Here is an 18,900-nt window from a genome sequence, read left to right as displayed (position 1 = left end):
AGCCCTGCTGACGACGCCGGGTCTCGATACGCCCCTCCGGGGCTACTCGACCAGCATGAGCGCGCGCCGCATCGTCTCTCGACGAGCGCGGCCCCTCATGCTGATCGAGTAGCCCGCGCAGCGGGCGTATCGAGATCCACCGCCCCCTAGAACAGCCCGCGCGGCGACTCCACCGAGGCGAGGACGCCGGGCGCCGCCACGATCGTGAGCCGCGCGACCTCCTCCGCGGTCAGCTCAGGCAGGCGCTGGGCGAGGTCGAGGAAGCGCTCGACCTCCGCCTCCTCGAGCACGTCGGCGGCGAGGGTGCGGAACTTCGCGACGTACTGCTCGCGCGTGAACGGGTGCGCGCCGAGCGGGTGCGCGTCCGCCACCGCGATCTCGTCCACGATCGTCGTGCCGTCGGTGAGCAGGATCTCGACGCGCGCGCCGAACGCCTTCTCCGCCGGGTCCGTCGAGTGGTAGCGGCGGGTCCACTCCGCGTCCTCCTCCGTCGTCGTGCGCTGCCAGAGCGCGACGGTGTCGGGGCGGGCGGCGCGCTCGGGGGCGTAGCTGCGCTCGTGGTGCCAGGCGCCGTCCTGCAGCGCGACCGCGAAGATGTACGGCACGGAGTGGTCGAGCGTCTCGCGGGACGCCGTCGGGTCGTACTTCTGCGGGTCGTTCGCGCCGGAGCCGATCACGTAGTGGGTGTGGTGCGAGGTGTGCAGGACGATCCGCTCGACGCGCTCGGGATCGGCGGCCTCGGGGTGCGCGTGGTGCAGGCGGCGAGCGAGGTCGATCAGCGCCTGAGCCTGGTACTCGGCCGAGTGCTCCTTCGTGTAGGTGTCGAGGATCGCGCGCTTGGCCTCGCCCGCGTCGGGCAGCGGCACGTCGTAGGACGCGTCCGGGCCGTCGAGCAGCCAGGCGATCACGCCGTCCTCGCCCTCGTAGATCGGCGACGGGCTGGTCTCGCCGCGCATCGCCCGGTCGACGGCCTCGATCGCGGCCTTGCCGGCGAAGGCGGGGGCGTACGCCTTCCAGCTCGAGATCTCGCCCTTGCGCGACTGCCGGGTGGCGGTCGTGGTGTGCAGCGCCTGGGCGATGGCCTGCTCGATCACGGCGACGTCGAGGCCGAGCATCGTGCCGAGTCCGGCCGCGGCCGAGGGGCCGAGGTGCGCGACGTGGTCGATCTTGTGCCGGTGCAGGCTGATCGCGCGGACGAGGTCGACCTGGACCTCGTAGCCGGTGACGATGCCGCGGACCAGCCGGGCGCCGTCGATGCCCGTGTGCTGGGCGACGGCGACCAGCGGCGGGATGTTGTCGCCGGGGTGCGAGTACTCGGCCGCGAGGAAGGTGTCGTGGTAGTCGAGCTCGCGGACGGCGACGCCGTTCGCCCAGGCGGCCCACTCGGGCGAGACGCGGCGGCCCGGGTCGACGCCGAACACCGTCGCGCCCTCGCCGCCGATGGAGGCGGGGTGCGCGAGCGCCTGCGAGCGCGCGGCGACGACGGGGCGGCGCACCAGCGACGCAGCGGCGACGGCCGCGTTGTCGATGACGCGGTTGACCACCATCTCGGCGACCTCGGCCTCGACCTCGACGGGATCGGCGGCGACCTCGGCCAGGGCGTGGGCGAGCTGCCCGTGGCGCGGGAGGTCCTCGTCGCTGCGGTGGACGCGGACGTGGTGTTCGTGCACGGGGGCTCCTTCGGCTCGTCCCTGCCAATCTAGCGGCGGGGCCGCCGGGCAGACTGTCGGCATGACCGCCACCCGCGTGGCCGCGTTCGACTGCGGCACCAACTCCCTCCGGCTCCTGATCGCGGACGTCGAGGACGGCCGCCTCGTCGACGTCCTCCGCCGCACCGAGCTCGTCCGGCTCGGCCACGGCGTGGACCGCACCGGCCGCTTCGACCCGGAGGCGCTCGCGCGGACCCTCGCCGTGACCCGCGAGTACGCCGAGCTGGTCCGCGAGGCCGGGGCCGAGCGCGTCCGCTTCGTCGCCACCTCGGCGACCCGCGACGCGGCCGACCGCGAGGACTTCCTCGGCGCCGTGGAGCGGATCATCGGCGTCCGCCCCGAGACGATCAGCGGCGAGGAGGAGGCGGCCCTCTCCTTCCGCGGCGCGCTCTCGGCCGTCGACGCGCCCCGGCCCGTCCTGGTCGTGGACCTCGGCGGCGGCTCGACGGAGCTGGTGCTCGGCGGAGCGGACCCCGAGCAGGCGCACTCGATGGACGTCGGCAGCGTCCGGCTCACCGAGCGCCACCGCGCCGGCGGCGGCGCGCCGACCGCGGAGCAGCGCGCCGCGATCCGCGCCGACGTCCGCCGCGCACTGGCCGCCTCCCCCGTCGACCTCTCGGCCGCGCGCAGTGTCGTCGGCGTCGCGGCGACGGTCCTGACGGTGACCGCGCACGTCCTCCGCCTCGAGGCCTACGACCGCGACGCGCTCGAGGCGACCCTGCCGATCCGCGACGTCCTCGCCGCCTGCGACGAGCTCGCCGCGCTCTCCCCCGTCGAGACCGCCGCCCTCCCCTACGTCCGCGCCGGCCGCGAGGACGTCCTCGGCGCCGGCGCCGCCATCTGGTCCGAGGTCCTCCGCGCCGTCCAGGACGTCTCCCCCGCCGTGACGACGGTCACGACGACGGCCCACGACATCCTCGACGGCCTGGCCCTGCACCTCTGACCCCCCTGCACCTCTGATCCCCGCCGCGAGATGCCACTTATGAGCGCGACACGCCGCAGAACGCGCGCACAAGTGGCATCTCGCGGGAGGGGTCAGCGGGTGAGGGTGCTGCCGGAGTCGTGGGGCAGGCGGGCGGCGGCGATCAGGGGGACGAGGGTCAGCACGGCCAGCGTCAGGAAGGCGAAGCGGTAGGGGACGAGACCGGGACCGAACGCGGAGCCCGCGGCCAGAGCGATGCCGCCGGCGGCGACGCCGAAGCCCGCGGCGATCTGCTGGGTCGTCGCGCTGAGGGTGTTCGCGCCCGACATCCCCTCGGGCGCCACCTCGGCGAAGGTGACCGTGTTGTAGGCGGTGAAGCCGGCCGAGCGCGCGACCCCGCTGAGCACCAGCAGCGCCACGATCGCCGGGATCGGCACGTCCGGATCGAGGAACGCCATCGCGACCATGCAGGCGATGCCGACGACGTTCGCCGCGACGAGCACCCCGCGGAAGCCGACCGTGTGCAGGAGCCAGGTCGTCGCCGGCTTGATCGCCAGATTGCCGACGAAGAGCGCGAGCACGATCGAGCCGGCCTGCACCGCGTTCCAGCCGAAGGCGTCCTGGAAGAGCAGCGGCAGCAGGAACGGCACCGCGTTGATCGTCGCCCGGTAGAGCGAGCCGCTCGCGTTCGCCACCCGGAACGTGGAGAAGCGGAAGGCGTCCAGCGGCACCAGCGGGTGCGGCGTGCGGCGCAGGTGTCGCACCGAGACGGCGGTGACGAGTGCGCCGGTCACGGCCAGACCGAGCGCGACGGTGTCCGAGCCGCTGCCGGTCACGAAGCCGGTCGCGCCGACCAGCGCGCCGAGTCCGACCGCGACCAGGAGCAGGCCGACGACGTCCAGTGGAGGCGGTGAGGCCTCGACGCCGGCCGGGATGATCCGCCGCGCGATCACGAAGGCGACGACGCCCAGCGGCAGGTTGATCAGGAAAATCCAGTGCCAGGAGGCGTAGGTCGTCAGCAGCCCGCCGACGAAGGGCGCGAGGATCGGCGCGACCAGCCCGGGCCAGACCAGGATCGCGATGGCGCGGATGATCCCCTCCCGCGGTGTCACGCGCAGCACCGCGAGCCGGCCGACCGGCACCATCAGCGCGCCGCCGACGCCCTGCAGCACGCGGGCCGCCACGAGCAGCGGCAGGGTCGGGCTGAGCGCGCAGAGCAGCGAGGCGAGCGTGAACACCGCGATCGCGGTCGTGAAGACCCGGCGCACGCCGAAGCGCTCGCTCAGCCAGCCGGAGGCGGGGATCAGCACCGCGACGGTCAGCAGGAACGCGGTGACGGTGATCGCGACGGCGGCGGAGTCGACGCCCAGGTCGGCGCCGATCGCGGGCGCAGCGGTGGTGACGATCGTCGCGTCCAGGTTCTCCATGAAGAAGCAGCCCGCCACGAGGAGGGCGATCGCGCGCTGACGGCGGGGATCCAGGGCGGGCCTCCTGCGGGGACGGGTGCGGCGGGGCGGGCGCCGGGACGACAAGGGCGAGCGTAGCGCGCGGCCCGGCAGCGACTCGGCCCGGTACCGTCGAGGGCATGAGCGACTCCGAGAACCGCACCGTCCAGCTCCGCCGCTACGAGCTCGTCGACGGGGTGATGGACGACTTCCTGGCCTGGTACCGCGCGAAGATCGTCCCCGCCCGCGCCGCGCACGGCTTCACGATCGAGTTCGCCTTCGCCGACCGCGAGGTGAACGAGTTCGTCTGGGCCGTCAGCACCCCCGGCGACGCGGAGGCGTTCGCCGAGATCGAGAAGGCCTACCTCGCCTCCCCCGAGCGCGAGGCCGCCTTCGCCGGCGAGCCGACCCGCGTGGCCGTGCACCACGTCCGGCTCGTCGAGCGCATCGTCTGACCGGGGCGGGGCGGCTCCCGGGAGCCGCCCCGGACCTCAGCTCCGGGCGCGGCGTGCGACGGCGAGGACGGCCCGGAGCGCGAGCGAGCCGACGGCGACCGACGCGACCGTGCCGAAGAGCCGCCAGCCGACGTGCTTCGGCGAGTCGAGCCCGGCGCGGTCCTTCGGCGAGGCCAGCGCGGCCGGCGGCAGGGTGCGGCCGTTGGCGCCCGCCTCCGCCATGTGCGCGAGCCGGCGGAGCGTCTCGATGTTGCGCACCCAGAGGAACGAGTGCAGCAGCGGCTTCGGGATGAGCGTGCCCGGCCCCTTCACCGCGGTCTCGTGGATGCGGACCCGGCAGCCGTCGCGGTGCGGCTCGACCTCGAGGCGGACGCGCGCCTCGCCCATCGGCCAGCCGGCCGCCTGGATGATGAAGCGGCTCGACGGGTCCCACTCGAGGACCGTCGTCTCGTCGTCGATCACCAGCGGCCAGACTCCGAAGGAGTGGTGCAGCTTCGAGCCGACGTGCGGCCAGTCGCGGCCGACCCGGCGCATCCGGGACGAGCCGACGACCCAGGAGGGGAAGAGCCAGCCGGACGCGAAGACGGCGAAGACGGACTCGGGCGGGCAGTGGAAGACGCGGGTGTTGCGGGACATCGCGGGCTCCTTCGAGGCTCAGGCGGAACGCGGGCGGGTCGTGCCGCCCGCGTCTCAGCGTGCCAGATCCGCCGCGTCCCCCTGGTCCGGCCCCGTCGACCGGCCCGGATCGGGCGAGGGCGAGGGCGCCAGATCGGGCGCCCGCCGGATCCCGAACTCGTGCCGGAGCGCGCTGCGGGCAGCGTGCCAGCCGGCCATCCCGTGCACGCCCGGGCCGGGCGGCGTCGAGGACGAGCAGAGGTAGAGCCCCTTCGCGGGCGTGCGCCACGGGTCGGAGGAGGGGATCGGCCGCGAGAGGAGCTGCGCGACGCTCGCCGCTCCGGCCGCGATGTCGCCGCCGATGTAGTTCGGGTTCCAGGCCTGCATGTCGCGCGCCGTCATCGAGGACACGGCGAGAACGCGGTCGCGGAAGCCCGGGGCGAAGCGCTCGATCTGCGCGGTGATCGCCTCGCGCTGGTGCGCCGGCGAGTCGCGCGGCACGTGCGTGTACGCCCAGAGGACCTGCTTGCCCTCCGGCGCGCGGGTCGGGTCCAGCACGGAGGGCTGCGCGACCAGCACGTACGGGTTCTCGCTGTGGCGGCCCTGGACGACGTCGCGCTCGGCCGCGGCGATCTCGGCGCGGGTGCCGCCGACGTGCAGGGTGCCGGCCCCGGCGAGCTCCGGGTCGGTCCAGGGGACGGGTCCGTCGAGCGCGAAGTCGACCTTGGCGACGCCGTTGCCGTAGCGGAACATCCCCAGAGCGGAGGCGTAGGGGCCGGGCAGGCGGTCGCCGGCGAGCGCGAGGAGCGCCCTCGGCGTGAGATCGAGCAGCACGGCGCGCGCGCTCGGCAGCTGCGAGAGCGAGGTGATCTCCACTCCGGTCTCGATGGTGCCGCCGTGGGCGCGGAGGTCGTCCGCCATCGCGTCGACGATCGCCTGGCTGCCGCCGACCGGCACCGGCCAGCCGCGCGCGTGCGCGTAGGAGCCGAGCGCGAGCGCCGCGGCGGCCGTGGACAGGCTCGGCATCGGCCGGATCGCGTGCGCCGCGACGCCCGCGAACATCGCGGGCGCGACCTCCTCGCGGAACCGCGCGTTCCAGAGCGGCGAGCCCTGCTCGAGCACGCGCAGCCCGAAGCGGAGCAGCACCGAGGGGTCGGTCGGGATCTTCAGCAGGGCGTCGTTGGTGAAGCCCGCGACGCGATCCGCGCGCTCGGCGAGCGGACCCATCAGCGAGCGCCACGCCGCACCGTCGCGCCCGAGCGCCGCGGCGGTCCGCTCGAGGTCGCGGTAGGCGATGCCGGAGCGGCCGCCGTCGAGCGGGTGCGCGTAGGAGATCTCGGGCAGCCGCAGGTCGATCCGCCGGTCGAGCTGGAACCGGCGGAAGAAACCGGAAGCGAGCGCCATCGGGTGCACGGCCGAGCCGATGTCGTGGTGGAAGCCGGGCAGCGTCAGCTCGGCGGTCCGGGCGCCGCCGCCCAGGGTCTCGTTGCGCTCGTAGACCGCGACCGAGAGCCCGGCGCGAGCGAGGGTGACCGCGGCGGAGAGCCCGTTGGGGCCGGAGCCGACGACGACGGCGTCGACCACGTCACTTCCTCCGCAGGGCCGCGACCGCGCCGACCAGGCCGGCCGCGCCGAGCACGGCCGCACCGGCGTAGCTCGCCGCGCGGTGGCGGATCATCCAGATCTGCGGCGTCATCGTGTGCGCGCGGTCGCTGAAGAGACCGCGGGCGCCGTGGTCGCCGGGGACCGGCTCGTAGACGTTGTTCGGGAGCATCGGCTCCTTCTTGTCCGGCGCCTGCTGGCCGTCGAAGGCGCTGCGGGCCAGGTACCAGTCCATGAAGGCGCCGGCGAAGCGGTCGCCGAGGATGGTGCCCGCGGTCGGCTCGCCGACCCAGGTGCGCCGGCGCGGCTTGTCGGCGACGTCGGCGATCGCGATCGCCCCGACCTCGGGCTCGTAGATCGGCGGCACCGGCTGCGGGTGGTGCGGCAGCTGCGACTTCACCCAGTTGAACTGGATGGTGTTGAGCGCCGGCATGTCGACCTCGGAGAGCTTGATCCTGCTCTTCGAGTGCAGCAGCTCGGCGGTGACCGCCTCGGTGAAGCCGCGGGCGCCGAACTTCGAGGCGCAGTAGGCGGCCTGGAGCGGGATGCCCCGGTGCGCGAGCGCCGAGCCGACCTGGATGACGTGGCCGCGGCCGCGCGGGGTCATCCGCGAGAGCGCCGCGCGGGTGCCGTTGACGAAGCCGAAGAAGTTGACCGCGACGGCGCGCTCGAAGTCGGCCGGCTCGGTCGAGAGGAACTCGCCGAAGACGCCGACCATCGCGTCGTTGACCCAGAGCTCGATCGGCCCGAGCTCGGCCTCGATGCGGTCGGCGGCCGACTCGACCGCCTCGCGGTCGGCGACGTCGGTCGGGATCGTCAGACCGCGGCGGCCGGCCTGCTCGATCTCGGCCAGCGTGGCCGCGAGACCGTCCTCGCCGCGGGCGAGCACGGCGACGTCCCAGCCGCGGGAGGCCAGCTCGCGGACGGTGGCGCGGCCGAGACCGGCGGTGCCACCGGTGACGACGGCGACGCCGCGGCTCATGCGCGGGCTCCGGGGGCGGGGGTGCGGGGGTTCTGCGTCATGGTCGAGCTCCTTCGTGAGGGCGCCGGAGGCGGCTTGCTGCTCCTCCACGGTAGGCGGCTCCGGAGGCGCGCCGCGCGGGGTTGCGCACGATCGGTGGGAGCATCGCAGGACGAGCGCCTGGGGAGGAGCCTCGGCCACCTCCCGATCCGTCCAGCGATCATCCAGACCGCACCCAGACCTCGGCGCCAGACTGACCGCCGCCGCGCCCCGCGCGGCCCCGCCCCTCGACGACCGGATCGACCCATGAACGCACTCCTCGGGCTCAGCCTCGTCTCCGGGCCGGTGGTGGTCGCGGTCTACGCGGTGTCGGGTCTCGCCCTGCTCCTGCTCGTCCTCGCCTTCACGCGCTCCGCCCGCCGCGGTCGCCGCCGCCGCCTGGCGCTGGCCGCGGCCGTCCTGCTCCTGGGCCTGCTCGCCGGCTGGGCACTCGGCGGACTGCTCGGCGGCACCGGCGGACTCTTCGGCGTCGACTTCACCCCCGTCACCCGCGTCTGGATCGGGCTCGGTCTGGGCGGACTCGCCGTGGCGCTGATCGTCCTGGTGCACGCCCTCGTCCGCCGGCGCGGCCGGCGGGTGCTGGCCTCGGCGCTCGTCGGCGTCCTCGTCGTCGCGACCGCGGCGATGACCGTCAACATCGACTTCGGCCAGTACCCGACCGTCCGCAGCCTCCTGGGCATCAGCGCCTACCCGACCGTGGCCGATCCGATCCCGACGCCCGCCGGCGAGCACGCCTCGCTCGACAGCTGGACCGCCCCCGCCGGGATGCCGACCGCGGGCAGCGTCACCAACGTGGCGATCCCCGCCACGAAGTCCGGCTTCCCCGCCCGGGACGCCGTCGTCTACCTCCCGCCGGCCGCCCTGACCGAGGACCCGCCGCTGCTGCCGGTGATGATGATGCTCTCCGGCCAGCCCGGCTCGCCCTCCGACCCGCTCGCGGTCGAGCACCTCCAGCAGACCCTGGACACCTACGCGGCCGCGCACGCCGGCCTCGCCCCGATCGTCGTCTCGCCCGACCAGCTCGGCGACCCGACCGCGAACCCCATGTGCATCGACTCGCCGCTCGGGAACTCCGCGACCTACCTCACCGTCGACGTGCCGAACTGGATCCGCGCCAACCTGCCCGTGCTCGGCGACGCGCAGCACTGGGCGATCGGCGGCCTCTCGCAAGGCGGCACCTGCGCGATCCAGCTCGGCGCCGGCTATCCGCAGCTCTTCGGCAACATCGTCGACGCGTCCGGCGAGCTCGCCCCGACGCTCGGCGACGACGCGACCACGATCCAGCAGGGCTTCGGCGGCGACGCGGCGGCCTACGAGGCGGCCAAGCCCGCGGCGATCCTCGCGAAGAACGCGCCCTACAAGGACTCCTTCGCGGTCTTCGGCGTCGGCGCGAACGACACCTCGTTCCTCGCCGGGGTGCAGACCCTGCACACCGCCGCGCAGGCCGCCGGGATGGACACCGCCTACCTCGAGGTGCCGGACAGCGCACACGACGCGACGGCGTGGTCGACGACGTTCGACAAGGGAGTCGAGCTGCTGACGGCGCGCTGGAACCTGGTCCCCGCGTCCTAGCGAGCGGAGGGGGCGCCTCCGACGATCACCTCGCGGGCAGGGGGAAGCGCATGCTGATCGAGTAGGCCGCGCAGCGGACGTCTCGAGATCCACCAGCGTCAGAAGCTGAGTCTGCAGACCCGCCCTGCTGGGGACGGCGGGTCTCGATACGCCCCTGCGGGGCTACTCGACCAGCATCAAGCGGCGGGCATGCACAACTCGTCTTGCGCGGAACGCATGCTGATCGAGTAGGCCGCGCAGCGGACGTATCGAGATCCACCAGCGCCAGAAGCTGAGTCCGCAGACCCGCCCTGCTGGGGACGGCGGGTCTCGATACGCCCCTGCGGGGCTACTCGACCAGCATGAAGTGAGCCGTCTCCGCGTCCTCTTTCTCACCACCGGGACGCGAAGCGGCTCCGCCGCTCGACACGCCCCCGCGCGCTCCGCCTAGGCGCGGGTCGCGGCTGCGACCGCGGCCGCCACGCCCCCGCCCCACGGCGCGCCGTGGCCGGGCAGCACCCAGGTGGCGCCGGTGGGCAGCAGGCGCTGCAGCGAGGCGAGCGCCTGCTCCGGCTCGTCGGTGAACGGCGCGGGGGCCGGCCCGGTCGCGCCGGTCAGCACGTGGCGCGTGGTGAGGCCGTCGCCGACGAACACGGCGTCGGCGATCGGCACGTGCACCGCGATGCTGCCGGCGGAGTGGCCGGGCAGCCCGATGATCCGCGGAGCACCCGGGAGGTCGAGCGTCTCGCCGTCCCGCACCGTCACGACCTCGGTCAGCGGGGGGACGCGCGCCCCGCCCTTCCGCAGGAAGTAGCCGAGGAAGCCGACGAGAGCGCCGAGCTTCATCGACTGCTTGCCGTTCGCGGGCTTCTTCCCGCCCTTCGCGCGCTCGGCGTCGGCCTCGTGCACGAAGACGGGCACGCCGTGCTCGCGCCGGAGCCGCTCGGCGAAGCCGATGTGGTCGGAGTCGCCGTGGGTGAGCACGACTCCCCTGATGTCGTCGACGGAGCGGCCGATCGCCTTCAGCTCGGCGAGCAGCTCGGGCCAGAGCCGGGGCAGGCCGGCGTCGATGAGGGTCACGCCCTCGGGCGTGTGGACGAGGTAGGCGGCGACGATGTCCGAGCCGATGCGGCGGAGGTGGGGGGCGAGTTCCATGATGGCTACGGTAGCTAGCCATCATAGCTACTGTCAATAGCTATAGTGGAGGCATGCCCACTCCTGAGCGCACCTCCCTCGACGCGATCGTCCGCGCCGCCGCCGAGATCCTCGAGGAGGAGGGGCTCGCCGGCGTGACGATGCAGGCCGTCGCGCAGCGCGTCGGCGTGCGCGCCCCCTCCCTCTACAAGCGGGTCGAGGGCCGCGACACCCTGCTGCGCCTGGTCGCCGAGGCGACGCTGGGCGAGCTCGCCGCGCGCGTCGAGCCGATCGAGGACGCCGCCGAGCTCGCCGGCGCCTTCCGCGCGTTCGGCCGCGAGCGGCCCGCCGCCTTCCTCCTGGTGATGGCGCCGGCACCCGGGACGCCGGTGGCCCGGCAGGAGTTCCGCGACGCGGCGAGCGCCTCCGTCCTCCGCGTCGCCGCCGGGCTCGCGGGCCAGGAGCACGCGCTCGAGGCCGCGCGCACCCTCACGGCCTGGGCCACCGGCTTCATCGGCATGGAGATCAACGGCGCCTTCACCCTCGGCGGCGACGTCGAGAGCGCCTGGCGCTTCGGCCTGACCCGCGTGGTGGCAGCGCTGCAGCTCGCGGCACCGGAGTCGGCGGAGGTCAGCGCGCCGACGCCTCGTCCTCGAGGAAGCGCGGACGGCTCGCCGCGATCCCGCTGACCAGCAGCACGACGAGGCTCGCCAGCAGGAGGACGTACGAGCCGGTCCAGCTCCCCTGCGCCTCGTAGAGCAGGCCGATCAGCAGCGGCCCGGCGCAGGCGAGCGCGTAGCCGAGGCCCTGCGTCGCTCCGGAGAGCAGCGACGAGCCGGCCGTGCTGCGGGTGCGCGCGTTGACGAGGGTGAGGGTCATCGGGAAGGTGCTGACGCCGAGGCCGAGGCAGACCACCCAGGCCACGGCGCCGGCGAGCGGCGCGACCATCAGGCCGACGTAGCCGACGGCGAGCAGCACGACGCAGACCACCACCACGATCGAGGGGTTCCGCATCCCCAGGGTCAGCGGCGGCACGACGAAGGCCGCGCCGAGCCCGAAGATCGAGAAGAGGGCGAGCAGCGCCCCGCCCTGCGCCGGGTCCGCGCCCGCGTCGACGAGGATCGTCGGCAGCCAGGTGATGATCGCGTAGGTGTTCAGCGCCGTCATGCCGAGCATCAGGACCATCGCCCAGAGCAGGCGGGTGCGCCAGGCGCCGGGCAGACCGGAGGGCGCGGCGGCCGCGGCGGCGCCGGCCTCGCCGCGCCGGGCGAGTGCCGTCCAGAGCAGGCAGGCGATCGCGGTCAGTACCGCCCAGACGCCGACGGCGAAGCGCCAGTCGAGGGCCGAGGCGAGCGGGACGGCGACCAGCGGGGCGACGAACTGCCCGGCCTGGAGCAGCGCGAGGTGGAGCGAGCTGATCGTCTTCAGCCGATCGGCGAAGTAGCGCTTCACGATCGGCACGATCAGGACGTTCGAGGTCCCCACTCCGGCGAAGGCGACGACCGAGGCGAGCACCAGCGCGAGCGGGCTCGGGCTGAGGGCGCGGAGCACCAGGCCCGCGGTGGTCACCAGCGTCGCTGCGGCGAGGGTGCGCTCGAGGCCGAAGCGGCGGGCGGCTCGGGCGGCGACCACGCCGAAGACGGCGAAGGACGCGGTGACGATCGTGCCGAAGGCGCCGTAGAGCGACGGTCCGAAGGAGAGGTCGGCGCCGATCGTCTCGAGCAGCGGGCTGAAGCCGGTGACGGCCGTCCGGAGATTGAGCGCCGTCATCACGATCGCGGCGAGTGCGAGGAGCGCTGTCCTCTGCGGGGTGACGACGGTGGACGTCATGGCGGCCTGCCCTGGGTAGGATGATGGGATGAATCCCGCCGAGCCTAGCGCGCCGGAGCCCCGGTCGGTCGACCTCAGCGCACCGGAGCCGTTCCGCCGCGAGAGCGTCATCGACCACGTCACGGCGCTCTTCCACGAGGAGATCCGCTCCGGCCGCTGGGCCGTCGGCGCACGGATCCCGACGGAGCCGGAGCTGGTGCGCTGGAGCGGCGCCGGGCGGAACTCCGTGCGCGAGGCCGTGCAGACGCTCGTGCAGTCGGGGCTGGTGCGGCGGGAGCAGGGGCGCGGCACCTTCGTGATCGCGCGCTCGCAGCTCACCACGTCGCTCCGGAGGCGACTGCCCAGCGCGGACCGGCGGGACGGCCTGGAGCTGCGCTTCGCGATCGACGGGGCGACCGCCGCCCTGGCCGCCGAGCGCCGGACGACGGAGGACGTCGAGACGCTGCGGGACCTGCTGGCGGCGCGCACCCGCTCCTGGGAGGGACACGACCTCGCCGAGCGGACCGCGACCGACACCGCGCTGCACCGCGCCGTCGTCGCCGCCACCCACAACGCGCTCTTCCTCGAGCTCTACGACGGGCTGACGGGCCTCTTCGAGACGGTGCTGCAGGACGACGTCGTCGGCGAGGAGGACCGGCACGCCCGCGAGCACGCGCTGCTGGTCGAGTCGATCGCCGCGGGCGACGCGGACGGAGCCCGGCGGGCGATCGAGGAGCTGCTCGCGCCGCTGCTGGAGCCGGACGGCGAGCAGAACATCAGCTGAGAGGCCGCGTCATCGGCCATCGGCGATGAGACGTGCTCTCAGCCGATGTTCTGCAGGAGCAGCGCCGATCAGCGCTGCGGCCGGCGCGTGGACCAGAGCGCCCAGGCCACCAGCAGCGGCTGGAAGACCAGCCGGACGGCGCGCTTGCGATCGGTGTCGAGGCCGAAGGCGCTGGTCTTCGTGACGTACTGCGAGACGTTGCCGGGGAAGATCGCGGTGAAGAACGCGGCGGCGGCTGCTCCGACCAGCGGTGCCCGGCGGCGCGCGAGCACCAGCGAGGCGCCGAGGCCGATCTCGACGACGCCCGAGGCGAGCACGACCGTGTCCTTGTCCAGCGGCACCCATTCCGGCACCTGCGCCTGGAACTCCTCGCGCGCGCGGGTCAGGTGGCTGACGCCCGCGAAGACGAGGGCGGAGCCGAGGAGGACCTTGGCGCCGGTGCGGATCAGGGACGGAGTGGAGGAGGCCATCCCCCCATCGTTCCCGATCGAGCGGGCCGGAGTGCCCGGCAGCGCCCGAAGCGCACGGATGTGCCGTGTCGGAGGCCCGGCCTAGTCTGTTCGGGTGTCAGACCGCATCCTCGTCCTCACCACCGGCGGAACCATCGACAAGGAGTACTCGCTCGCGGGCGAGCTCGAGATCGGGGCGCCGACGATCCCGCGCCTGCTCGAGCCCGTGCTGTCGACGCTCGAGTTCCGCGTCGAGGAGGTCCTGCGGAAGGACAGCCTCGACCTCGACGACGCCGACCGCGCGCTGATCCGCGAGCGCGTGCTCTCGGCCGAGGAGGACCGCATCGTCCTCACCCACGGCACCGACACGATGACACTGACGGCCGAGGCGCTCGGCGCGGTCCGCGACCGGGTCGTCGTGCTGACCGGCGCGATGCAGCCCGCGCGGATGCGCGACAGCGACGCCGCCTTCAACCTCGGCGCGGCCGTCGCGGCGGTGCAGCTGCTGCCGCCGGGCGTCTACCTCGCGATGAGCGGGCGGGTGCTGCCGGCCGGCGCCGTCGTCAAGGACCGGGCGGCCGGGATCTTCCTGCCGGCCTGAGCCGCACCCGGCCTGAGCCGCACCGGCCTGAGCCGCACGGGCCTGAGCCCTGGCGACCGGAGACCGCGAGCCCGAGCGCACGAACCGCGACGCGGCGGCGTCACTCCGCCGCGGCGACCGCCCGCGTGCACTCCGCGCACAGCCCGAAGACGTCCACGACGTGGTGCGCGTCGGTGAAGCCGTTCTGCGCCGCGACGCTGTGCGCCCAGGTCTCCACCGCGTCCGCCGCGATCTCGACGGTCAGCCCGCAGCGCCGGCAGATCAGGTGGTGGTGGTGCGTGCCCGGCGTGCAGGCACGGTAGAGGCTCTCGCCCTCGGGCGACTGCAGCGAGTCGGCCTCGCCCTCGACCGCGAGGTCGGACAGGGCGCGGTAGACCGTCGCCAGGCCGATCGGCGAGCCCGAGGCGTGCAGGGCGCTGTGCAGCCCCTGGGCGCTGACGAAGTCCTCGCGCTGGGTGAGCGCCTCGCGCACGGCCTCGCGCTGCCACGTGTTCCGCTTGACCACCGGTCCGCCTTCCCGTTTCACGACCCGCGCCACGCTATACCCCCGCCCCGACCGCGGCCGGCGAGTGCCGGCGCGAGGGCCGCCGCACGCCCTTGCGGCCGATGATCCGGCAGACGACGTAGATCGTGAACGAGATCGTGGTCACGTAGGGGCTGATCGGGACGGAGCCGCCGAGCGCGAGCAGGATGCCGCCGACCAGCGCGCCGACGGCGAAGAGCACGCTGAGCAGTGGCACGAGCACCGGCGACGCGGAGATCCGCAGCGCCGCGGCCGCGGGAGTGACCAGGATCGCGAGCACCAGCAGCGAGCCGACGATCTGCACCGACACCGCCACGGCGAGGCCGAGCAGCAGCATGAACACGATCGAGAGCGCCCGGGTCGGGATGCCGCGCGCGGCCGCCACGTCGGCGTCGACGCTCGCGAAGGTCAGCGGACGCCAGATCAGCGCGAGCCCGATCACGACGACGACCGAGATCGCGATCAGCCAGCCCAGCTGCGGGTCGTCGACCGCGACGATCTGCCCGGTGAGCAGGCCGAACTTGTTCGCGCTCCGCCCCGGGTACAGCGCGAGGCAGAGGATCCCGAGGCCCAGGCCGAACGGCATCAGCACGGCGATGATCGAGTTGCGGTCGCGCGCGCGCGAGCCGAGCAGCCCGATCAGCAGCGCCGCGACGAGCGAGCCGACGATCGAGCCCTGCACCACGCCGACGCCGAGCAGCAGCCCGGCCGAGGCGCCCGCGAAGGACAGCTCGCTGATCCCGTGCACGGCGAAGGCCATGTCCCGCGACATCACGAAGACGCCGATCAGCCCGCCGACGACGCCGAGGACGGCGCCCGCGATGACGGAGTTCAGCAGCAGCGCGAGCAGCGCGCTGTAGTCGGAGAAGTCGAAGATCTGCGACCAGACGTCGTCGGTCATGCGCGCTCCTCCTCGTGCTCGTGCACGTGCGAGTGGTCGGGGGCACCGACCACGATGACGCGGCCGCGCGCGCGGATCACGTCGACCGGCGCGTCGTAGAGCTCGCTGAGCACCTCGGAGCGCAGCACCTCGTCGGGGGTGCCGATCCGGAAGCGGCCGCCGGCCAGGTAGAGCACCCGGTCGACCATCCCGAGCACCGGGTTCACGTCGTGGGTGACGAAGAGCACTCCGAGGTTCCGCTCGCGCCGGTGCCGGTCGATCAGCTCGCTGACTGCGCGCTGGTGCGCGAGGTCGAGGGCGATCAGCGGCTCGTCGCAGAGCAGCAGGGCCGGGTCGCCGGCGAGCGCCTGGCCGACGCGGACGCGCTGCTGCTCGCCGCCGGAGAGGCTGCCGATCGGCGCGTCGGCGTAGTCGGTGGCGCCGACGGAGGCGAGCAGGGCGTCGACCTGCGCGCGGCGGGAGCGCGAGGGCAGCGGCAGGCCGAAGCGGTGGCCGTCGATGCCGAGGCCGATCAGGTCGCGGGCGCGCAGCGGGGTGCCCTCGTCGGCGAGCTTCTGCTGCGGGATGTAGCCGATGCGGCGGTTGCCGCGGTGCACCGGCTCGCCGAGGACGCGCAGCTCGCCGCTGCTGAGCGGCTGCTGGCCGAGGACCGCGCGGAGGAGGCTGGTCTTGCCGGAGCCGTTGGCGCCGAGCACCGCGACGAACTCGCCGGCCCGCACGTCGAGGTCGACGCCGCCCCAGAGCTCGCGGTCGCCGAAGCGCAGACCGGCGCCGCGCAGCTGCAGCACGGACGCCGAAAGGCCCGCCTCCGAGGAGGCGGGCGCTGACGACGGACCGGGTGGGGTCGAGGAGGGTGGCGTCACGACGAGAGGGCTCCCTCGAGGGCGTCGAGGTTGGCGGTCATCCAGCCGACGTAATCGTCGCCCTCGGGCAGCGTCTCGGTGACGCCGACGGTCGGGACGCCGGCCGACTCCGCCGCGTCGAGCACGGCCTGGGTCTGCGAGCTCTCGGTCTGCTCGTTGAAGACGAGCGCGTCGACGGTGCCGTCGGAGAAGAGGGCGAGCGTCTCCTGCAGGGTGGTCGCGGGGACGTCGGTGCCCTCCTCGACCGCCTCGCTGAACGCCTCCGGAGTGGCGTTGACGAGCCCGAGCGCGTCGGTCAGGTAGAGCGGGACGGGCTCGGTGATCGCGATCGAGCGGCCGCCGAGCGTGCCCTTGAGCTCGGCCTCGCGGTCGATCAGGGCATCGAGGGACCCGCCGAGGGTCTCGGCGTTGGCGGCGTAGGTCGCGGCGTTGTCCGCGTCGATCGTGGACAGCTCGTCGGCGATCGACGTGACCATCTCGCGGACGGCGGACAGGTCGTACCAGACGTGCTCGTTGTACTCGGCGTGCTCGTGGCCGGCCTCGTCGTGACCGGCGTCCTCGGACTCGGCGGCCTCGTCCTCGTGGGCGTGCTCCTCCTCGAGCCCGGCGACGACGGTGGCGGTGATCACGGGGGCGGTCGAGCCGGAGGCGTCGATCATGGTGTCGACGAAGGCGTCGTAGCCGCCGCCGTTCTCGATCACGAGCGCCGCGTTCGAGAGGGCGAGCTGGTCGCGGGCCGTCGCCTCGTACTCGTGCGGGTCCTTGTCCGGGCTGTCGATGATGCTCGTGACGTCGACCAGGTCGCCGCCGATGCTGCGGACCAGGTCGCCATAGACGTCGGTCGACGCGACGACGGCGACCTTGCCGCCCTCCGCGCCGGAGGAGCCGGTCGAGGAGGCCGTGCCGGAGCACGCCGAGAGGGCGAGCGCGGTGCTGCCGAGCAGCGCGACGAGGGCGAGGGAGCGGGTCTTCACGGGTGAGCCGATCTGGGTCTGGAGCGGGGCGGTCGGGATGCTGACACGGTAGCGACTATTGATAACGATTGTCAAAGTCACTGCGGAGTGCCTGCGCCGCGAGGAGTCGCCCGGGTCGCGTCGCGCGGAGTCACACGCGGTCACGGGTCGTCGCATTCCTGCAGGGCATCCGCCGCGGCTGCCACAGTCGCCGCAGCACCCCGCGATCGCCGCCTCCGCCGCGATCGCCCGCACCGGAAGGAACCACCGTGAGCAGCACCGTCTCGACCTCGACGCTCGACAGCCGACTCCCGCTCGACAGCCCGCCCCCGACCGATCGCTGGGCCCGCTCCCCGCGCCCCGCCACTCCGGCCGAGTGGCTCGCCCGTGCCGAGGAGGCCGCCGCGATCCTCGCCGTCGACGCGCTCGAGCGCGACCGCGCCGGCGCCGCGCCCGTCGCCGAGGTCGCCCTGCTGAAGAGCGCGGGCCTGGTCACCCTGCTCGGCCCCGTCGAGCACGGCGGCGGCAGCCAGGAGTGGAGCGTCGCCCTCCGCGTGATCCGCACGATCGCTCGCGCCGACGGCTCGATCGGCCAGCTGCTCGGCTACCACTACCTCTGGGCCTGGGCGGCCCGGCTGGTCGGCACGCCCGAGCAGATCGCGGCCGTCGAGCAGCAGGCGACCGAGGGGAACCTCCTCTACGGCGGCGCGGTGAACCCGCGCGACTCCGATCTCACGGTCCGCGAGGAGGGCGACGAGCTGGTCTTCACCGGCCGGAAGTCGTTCTCGACCGGCGGAGTCGTCAGCGACCTGACCGTGCTCGAGGGCGTCCTCGAGGGGACGGACACCCACGTCTTCGCGATCGTGCCGACCGCGCAGGACGGCATCGTCTTCGGCCGCGACTGGAACAGCCTCGGGCAGCGCCTCACCGAGTCGGGCTCGGTCGAGATCCGCGGCGTGCGGGTGCCGTGGGCCGCGGCGGCGGGCTTCGTCGACCGGGTGTTCCAGCCGCTGGTCTACAACACCCTCAACGTGCCGGCGATCCAGCAGGTGTTCGCCGAGTTCTACCTCGGCATCGCGCAGGGCGCGCTCGAGCGGGCGGCGCAGTACACCCGCGAGTCGACGCGGGCGTGGCCGTACGGCGGCGACGACAAGGCCCGCGCGAGCGAGGAGTGGTACATCCTCGAGGGATACGGCGACCTGCAGTCGCGCCTCTGGGCCGACGAGGCGCTGATCGACGCGACCGGCGCCGACCTCTCGACCGCGCTGCACGCGCCGCGCGAGGAGCTGACCCCGCGCCGCCGCGGCGAGATCGCCGTGCGGATCGCGGCCGCGAAGGCGCGCATCGTCGAGGACGGCCTGGCCGCGGCGACCCGCGTCTTCGAGCTGACCGGCGCCCGGGCCTCCTCGAGCTCGGTCGGCCTCGACCTCTACTGGCGCAATCTGCGGACCCACTCCCTGCACGACCCGCTGCCCTACAAGCGCCGCGAGGTCGGCGTCTACACGCTGCTCGACGAGGTGCCGGAGCCGAGCTGGTACACCTGATCGGCCGTGTCGGAGCGGA

19 protein-coding genes are annotated in these 18,900 nt (G+C 73.9%); 7 read left to right on the top strand and 12 right to left on the bottom strand.

The annotated features are described in order from the left end of the window. Window positions 1-146: 146 nt before the first annotated feature. Window positions 147-1,670 (bottom strand): MmgE/PrpD family protein, encoded by a 1,524-nt coding sequence (locus tag EDF17_RS00640; protein ID WP_243732748.1) that lies wholly within the window; start codon window positions 1,668-1,670, stop codon window positions 147-149. 61 nt (window positions 1,671-1,731) lie between these two features. Here EDF17_RS00640 and EDF17_RS00635 point away from each other — a divergent pair, with 61 nt between their 5' ends. Then, window positions 1,732-2,652 (top strand): exopolyphosphatase, encoded by a 921-nt coding sequence (locus EDF17_RS00635; protein ID WP_123444697.1) that lies wholly within the window; start codon window positions 1,732-1,734, stop codon window positions 2,650-2,652. 92 nt (window positions 2,653-2,744) lie between these two features. On the opposite strand, the gene EDF17_RS00630 is transcribed toward EDF17_RS00635, so the two are convergent. Next, window positions 2,745-4,163 carry an MFS transporter gene (locus EDF17_RS00630; RefSeq protein WP_243732747.1) on the bottom strand — a complete coding sequence of 473 codons (1,419 nt, stop codon included), beginning with the start codon at window positions 4,161-4,163 and terminating at the stop codon, window positions 2,745-2,747. A gap of 53 nt (window positions 4,164-4,216) precedes the next feature. On the opposite strand from EDF17_RS00630, the gene EDF17_RS00625 reads away from it, so the two are divergent. Then, window positions 4,217-4,531, top strand: a complete 315-nt coding sequence (locus tag EDF17_RS00625; RefSeq protein ID WP_123444696.1) for an NIPSNAP family protein — start codon at window positions 4,217-4,219, stop codon at window positions 4,529-4,531. 36 nt (window positions 4,532-4,567) lie between these two features. Here the strand turns inward: EDF17_RS00625 and EDF17_RS00620 are convergent, their stop codons facing one another. The 3 genes from EDF17_RS00620 to EDF17_RS00610 are packed head-to-tail and all read right to left on the bottom strand — an operon-like array spanning window position 4,568 to window position 7,730. Continuing rightward, window positions 4,568-5,167: an SRPBCC family protein gene (locus tag EDF17_RS00620; RefSeq protein WP_123444695.1), complete on the bottom strand. Its 600-nt coding sequence runs from the start codon at window positions 5,165-5,167 to the stop codon at window positions 4,568-4,570. Between the two features lie 54 nt (window positions 5,168-5,221). Continuing rightward, window positions 5,222-6,730 carry an NAD(P)/FAD-dependent oxidoreductase gene (locus EDF17_RS00615; protein ID WP_123444694.1) on the bottom strand — a complete coding sequence of 503 codons (1,509 nt, stop codon included), beginning with the start codon at window positions 6,728-6,730 and terminating at the stop codon, window positions 5,222-5,224. A gap of 1 nt (window position 6,731) precedes the next feature. After that, window positions 6,732-7,730 (bottom strand): SDR family oxidoreductase, encoded by a 999-nt coding sequence (locus EDF17_RS00610; RefSeq protein ID WP_123444693.1) that lies wholly within the window; start codon window positions 7,728-7,730, stop codon window positions 6,732-6,734. Window positions 7,731-8,015: 285 nt separating this feature from the next. Here EDF17_RS00610 and EDF17_RS00605 point away from each other — a divergent pair, with 285 nt between their 5' ends. After that, window positions 8,016-9,341: an alpha/beta hydrolase-fold protein gene (locus EDF17_RS00605; RefSeq protein ID WP_123444692.1), complete on the top strand. Its 1,326-nt coding sequence runs from the start codon at window positions 8,016-8,018 to the stop codon at window positions 9,339-9,341. Between the two features lie 426 nt (window positions 9,342-9,767). On the opposite strand, the gene EDF17_RS00600 is transcribed toward EDF17_RS00605, so the two are convergent. Beyond that, window positions 9,768-10,475 (bottom strand): MBL fold metallo-hydrolase, encoded by a 708-nt coding sequence (locus EDF17_RS00600; protein ID WP_123444691.1) that lies wholly within the window; start codon window positions 10,473-10,475, stop codon window positions 9,768-9,770. A gap of 53 nt (window positions 10,476-10,528) precedes the next feature. Between EDF17_RS00600 and EDF17_RS00595 the strand changes: the two genes are divergently transcribed. Further along, the gene (locus EDF17_RS00595) at window positions 10,529-11,143 is read left to right on the top strand and encodes a TetR/AcrR family transcriptional regulator (protein ID WP_123444690.1); all 615 of its coding nucleotides are present in this window, start codon (window positions 10,529-10,531) and stop codon (window positions 11,141-11,143) included. Here the strand turns inward: EDF17_RS00595 and EDF17_RS00590 are convergent. Further along, window positions 11,085-12,284 carry an MFS transporter gene (locus EDF17_RS00590; RefSeq protein ID WP_166649566.1) on the bottom strand — a complete coding sequence of 400 codons (1,200 nt, stop codon included), beginning with the start codon at window positions 12,282-12,284 and terminating at the stop codon, window positions 11,085-11,087. The two genes, EDF17_RS00595 and EDF17_RS00590, sit on opposite strands and share 59 nt — an antisense overlap. A 28-nt stretch (window positions 12,285-12,312) precedes the next feature. On the opposite strand from EDF17_RS00590, the gene EDF17_RS00585 reads away from it, so the two are divergent. Further along, a complete protein-coding gene (locus tag EDF17_RS00585; RefSeq protein WP_123444688.1) occupies window positions 12,313-13,047 on the top strand; it encodes an FCD domain-containing protein in 735 nt (244 codons plus the stop codon). A 68-nt stretch (window positions 13,048-13,115) separates the two neighbouring features. Here EDF17_RS00585 and EDF17_RS00580 read toward each other — a convergent pair whose 3' ends face one another. Continuing rightward, window positions 13,116-13,517: a hypothetical protein gene (locus EDF17_RS00580; protein ID WP_123444687.1), complete on the bottom strand. Its 402-nt coding sequence runs from the start codon at window positions 13,515-13,517 to the stop codon at window positions 13,116-13,118. 94 nt (window positions 13,518-13,611) lie between these two features. Between EDF17_RS00580 and EDF17_RS00575 the strand changes: the two genes are divergently transcribed. Continuing rightward, entirely contained in the window at window positions 13,612-14,097 is a 486-nt protein-coding gene (locus EDF17_RS00575; RefSeq protein WP_123444686.1) for an asparaginase domain-containing protein, read from the top strand. A 100-nt stretch (window positions 14,098-14,197) separates the two neighbouring features. Here the strand turns inward: EDF17_RS00575 and EDF17_RS00570 are convergent, their stop codons facing one another. The 4 genes from EDF17_RS00570 to EDF17_RS00555 all read right to left on the bottom strand — a co-directional run bounded on the left by EDF17_RS00570 (window position 14,198) and on the right by EDF17_RS00555 (window position 17,358). Next, entirely contained in the window at window positions 14,198-14,602 is a 405-nt protein-coding gene (locus EDF17_RS00570) for a transcriptional repressor (RefSeq protein ID WP_123444685.1), read from the bottom strand. 34 nt (window positions 14,603-14,636) lie between these two features. Continuing rightward, a complete protein-coding gene (locus EDF17_RS00565; RefSeq protein ID WP_123444684.1) occupies window positions 14,637-15,521 on the bottom strand; it encodes a metal ABC transporter permease in 885 nt (294 codons plus the stop codon). Further along, complete coding sequence (locus tag EDF17_RS00560) at window positions 15,518-16,309, bottom strand: ATP-binding cassette domain-containing protein (RefSeq protein ID WP_243587249.1); 792 nt, start codon at window positions 16,307-16,309, stop codon at window positions 15,518-15,520. The genes EDF17_RS00565 and EDF17_RS00560 overlap by 4 nt, the downstream gene beginning before the upstream one ends. Window positions 16,310-16,380: 71 nt before the next feature. Beyond that, entirely contained in the window at window positions 16,381-17,358 is a 978-nt protein-coding gene (locus EDF17_RS00555) for a zinc ABC transporter substrate-binding protein (protein ID WP_243732746.1), read from the bottom strand. Between the two features lie 248 nt (window positions 17,359-17,606). On the opposite strand from EDF17_RS00555, the gene EDF17_RS00550 reads away from it, so the two are divergent. Then, window positions 17,607-18,881, top strand: coding sequence for an acyl-CoA dehydrogenase family protein (locus EDF17_RS00550; RefSeq protein ID WP_243732745.1), 1,275 nt, complete (start codon window positions 17,607-17,609; stop codon window positions 18,879-18,881). Window positions 18,882-18,900: the final 19 nt, after the last annotated feature.

The sequence above is a fragment of the Rathayibacter sp. PhB1 genome (assembly GCF_004362935.1).
Lineage (GTDB): Bacteria > Actinomycetota > Actinomycetes > Actinomycetales > Microbacteriaceae > Rathayibacter > Rathayibacter festucae.
This window is presented reverse-complemented; position numbering and strand designations above follow the sequence as displayed.